Raw genomic sequence first — 4,450 nt, 5'->3', positions numbered from 1 at the left:
GAAGCAAATAGCAATGACAACTACGTGCTGGTTTTAGAGGATCGCACCGAGGTAAAGAACCAGCAAGAGGCGGGGAAGCTTGCCATCGTTTTAGGCTTCGATGGTAAGGGAAACCTTAAGACGACCTAAGCCAATTATTGCCAAGTTAAGCAAGAGGTGCTATCCCTCGTAAACTCTGAGACTGCTCGTATCAAAGCTGACCCGACACTCTCTCACCTGATTAAGGAGTAATCACGCCCTTTGATATGAGGAAGTTACTAACTATGTCCTTTGGTTTATCATCTTACGAATCGGCATAATAAAACGCTCTATCAGTCGGTAGTTAGCAGTTACAATCTCTCCGGTTCCTTGCAACTCTCTTTGAATAGGAAGATTTCTTCCATAACTTGTTGTGAGATTCTTGGGAAGTAGAATATCTACTCTATAGTTTCCATCTTTGTCTGGAAGAGTAGAGATATTTGCGACCTCTCCAGTTATAAAACCAAATTCTTCATCTGGATAGTTTGATAGACGTATCAATACTTTTTGTCCTACGGCTATTTTACCCGCCTTATTGGGTGTTACCGTCATTGATCCATGTGGAGTAGAGGTCTCTAGGGGATCTACACTAAAGATAGGCTCACCAACCTGCACATATTGATGATTGTAACGATTTCCCCAATAATTTAAAGTGCCAGAAATGGGACTTAATAAAAGGTAGGTTTTTTCCCAATTGGAAATAGAGACTAATAAATCTCTCGTATAGCTTGCTAATAATCTGTGGTGTTGAAGCATTTCCTCCTTGAAGCTTTTTTCTAAATCGCTTAGGGAAATCTCACTTTCGACAATCCCTTGTTGTGCAGAAATCAGAGATTGTGAGAAGTCTACAATGCTATGTTGAGCTTGTTTATATAGGGCTTTTGCAGATTCGTATTCCTCATCGGAAAGAATTCCCTGGGTATGTAGCAAGCTGTCTCGTCGGAATTGTTCTTTAGCGATTAGGTACCTATCGCCCATAATTTGCGCTTGCTTTTGTGACCCTTCTTTTCTCTTTGACTGTAGTTCAATCAGATCTCTTTGGAGATTGATACGAGTCTTACGGTAGTCTTGTTGTATAAAGTCTAAATAACTTTGCACTTCTTCTATCCATTGATTGTAAGCATCGGATAGACTGCCTAAGGTTTTGGGTTGAAAAGACAAACATGTCGATAAGAGCTCGGGAGTTACAATGCTTGTGGAAATAGCGGTATCCACGCGCAATGCGACTTTTTTAAGAGTTATAGCCTCTTGAGTATTGACTGTGTTTTGAATAGATGCGATAATATCGCCTGTTTGAATCGCTTTATCTCTTAAAGGATCTAACTCGTCTAAATACCCAGCTGTTTGAGCCACAATGACTTGAGTCGGTGTTGATGATGATATTTTGATTTCCCCCGTTACTGTATCGGGGTAACGAAAAACTATGCTACCGATGAATATAATGACTACTATTAGAATCAAAACAGTCAGAGTGATTTTCAAAATTGGAGATGGCACTCTGCCTAAAACATCTTGAACTTCAGGACTATAGTCAAGGATTTCAATCTTTCGTTCTGACATAATTTATGACCCTAACTCAAGTTGATTGTGTACTAGCATATAATAGTAGCTCTGTTGTGCTATTAGTTCTGTATGTGTTCCTTGTTCAACAATCTCTCCTTGATCTAAAACAATGATGTTGTCTGCATCTTTGACTGTGCTTAATCTATGAGCCACAATTACAACAGTCCTTCCATTGTAAAACGACTTGAGATGTTGCATTATTTGCTGTTCATTATTGGCATCTAGTGAATTGGTCGCTTCATCTAAGAAAATATAGCGTGGTCGTTTGTATACTGCTCGTGCTATTAAGATACGTTGTCGCTGACCTTGGCTTAGGCCATTACCATCCATCCCAATCTTTGTGTTTACCCCAAGTGGAAGCCCATCAATATAGTCTTTGAGATTAGCTGTTTCTATTGCATCTATCAACCGAGATGTATCTACATTGCGCTCCATTGCGATATTGTGCGCAATTGTATCAGAAAATATGTAGCCCTCTTGCATAACTGCGCCACACTGCGCTCTCCAAAAGTGTGGATTAATCTGAGCTAAAGGTGTATTCCCAATACGAATTTCACCTATTTGAGGCGGGTAAAAACCAAGTAACAATTTGAGAAGTGTTGTTTTACCACTTCCACTAGCTCCGACAATTGCGGTGACTTTATTTTGTGGTATAGTTAGGGAGAGTCCTTTAAGGACATAATCTCTATCAGATCCTTCGTAGTTAAAACTAATTTGTTCAACGTATATGCTCTCATCTTCTGGTAAATCGCTCCTCATCGGAGTATCAAGTGTTATCTCGTCTTGCTTACTATTTATCTCATTCAAGCGGTCGATACTGATTCTAGCATCTTGAAGAGATTGCGCAAATCCAATAAACTGCTCAACGGGTGCCGAAAGCTGCCCTATGATATAAGTGAGTGCCATCATCATACCAAGAGTCATCTCTCCATTTACGACAGAACGGGCTGCGATGAATGTTACCAATAGATTGGTGGTTTGGCTAAAGAATATGGTCCCTACTTGCTGCACCTGACCCAATGCCAGTCCTTTAATTCCGATCTTGTAAAGTTTCACTTGTATTCGCTCCCACTCCCATCGCTTCTCTTGTTCATTATTGTTGAGCTTGATTTCTTGCATTCCTGTGACAAGTTGGTAGAGATTAGACTGCTCTGCTGCTGCTTGAGCAAAACGTCGATTATCAATTTCGCGACGGTATTTCATAAAGCTGATAACCCAAACAATATAGAGGGTATTCCCTAATAAGAATAGAGCCAATATTGGTAGGCTATAGACTCCAAGTACAATCGCAAAAATAATGAAGCTGACGAATGAAAAGAGCGTCCCAATAGATGAGCCTGTGAGAAAGTTCTGTATTCGGCTATTGTCTGAAATCCTTTGTAAAATGTCCCCTACATTTTTGGAATCAAAGAACCTAATAGGAAGTCGCATTAGCTTCGCTAGGTAGTCAGAAATAAAGAGAATGTTGACTCGGTAGTTCACATGGAGCATTAGCCATGAGCGAACAAATCCAGCAGATAGTTGAGAGAGAAATAAAATGAATTGAGCTATCAAGACTAATGTGATGAAGTTCAAATCACTATTCCTAATTCCAACATCAACAAGACTTTGAGTTAAGAACGGAAATACGAGCTGAAGTAGACTAGTAACCAAAAGACATAAAAACACATACCCAAGTTCTTGTCGATAACGTTTTAAGTAAAAAACGAAGTGTGACAATCCTTGGCGTCTAAGGCTCTTTTGGTCTTGGATAGTATCTTCTCTTTGTTTTTGAAACTCTGGGGTTGGTGACAATAAGAGAGCTACTCCAAGTGGCGTACTATCTTCAATAGAGGTTAACCAAGCAACGGAAAATTCCTCTTTTGTAAGCTTAACCTTTCCTAATGCCGGGTCGGCGATATGGTATATATACTTGCCTCGCTTCTTTTCGATCTTGTACAAAACGACAAAGTGTCGTTGTTGCCAATGAAGAATAATGGGCAACTCAACTTCAAGTAGAGAGTCTAGTGAACATGAGATCCCTTGCGTACGCAGGCCCAATGTTTCAGCAGCTTCACTAATCCCCAATAAAGAAACGCCCGTCCTTGTGATATGACATAACTCTCGCACTCGTTCTATGGGAAATCGACATCCATAGTGACTACAGATCATCACAAGACATGCAGGACCACAATCCATCGCATCTCGCTGTCGGAATATATCCATTGTGATTATTTACGGGTTAAAAAATCTAGAGAGTTCTTTTGCATATGAGGTAGACAAAGACATGGCGTTCCTTTATCTTGTCCGTTTAATTTTTGGGGGTAATTGTCACGGACATACAGGCAATAGAGTAGTTGCTACCACACTTCACAACAACCCCTTTAGGGCATATTTGTTCATGAGTGATACACAAAACCACTTTACCTACAGTTGGAGTACAACACAATGTATCTCCAGCCTCTGTACACGTAGAGATTTTAGACTCTCCACCTCCTTTAACAGGAGTCATCTGCTTGTTGTTTAGTGTTTTAAATTTTCTCATATTGAATTAGTTTGTTAGTTGATTAGGCATCTCAAAAATCCCTTATAGCTGTGCAAATCATATATTCCTGCTTAGTACAATATGACGTCAAATCGTCGACTATTATCGATGTCGAATCTGAATCAATAACTTAAAACAAGCCTTGTGACATCAACTAAATGGACAAAGAATAGTCCCTCGTAACCTTCTCATTTATATCCTCAAACATGAATAAAGCAGTAGATTTAATTACTTTGTTTGCTTTCCAAGAGCCTATAAAACTTTGGGCCCTAAAAAATCTGAGAAGAAAGCTGTATTTACTGCATCTAGATGAGAAGACTTGCACGTACAGACGATTTGGTTTAT

2 protein-coding genes are annotated in these 4,450 nt (G+C 39.6%); both read right to left on the bottom strand.

Going from position 1 to position 4,450, the window contains the following annotated elements; genetic code table 11:
• Window positions 1-261: 261 nt before the first annotated feature.
• Window positions 262-1,578: an HlyD family secretion protein gene (locus HMPREF2890_RS02870; RefSeq protein WP_070465047.1), complete on the bottom strand. Its 1,317-nt coding sequence runs from the start codon at window positions 1,576-1,578 to the stop codon at window positions 262-264.
• Between the two features lie 3 nt (window positions 1,579-1,581).
• Complete coding sequence (locus HMPREF2890_RS02865) at window positions 1,582-3,786, bottom strand: peptidase domain-containing ABC transporter (protein WP_070465045.1); 2,205 nt, start codon at window positions 3,784-3,786, stop codon at window positions 1,582-1,584.
• Window positions 3,787-4,450: the final 664 nt, after the last annotated feature.

Origin of the sequence: Porphyromonas sp. HMSC065F10, assembly GCF_001808555.1 — a bacterium.
Lineage (GTDB): Bacteria > Bacteroidota > Bacteroidia > Bacteroidales > Porphyromonadaceae > Porphyromonas_A.
The sequence above is the reverse complement of the archived record's forward strand: the minus strand, read 5'-3'. Positions and strand labels throughout refer to the sequence as shown.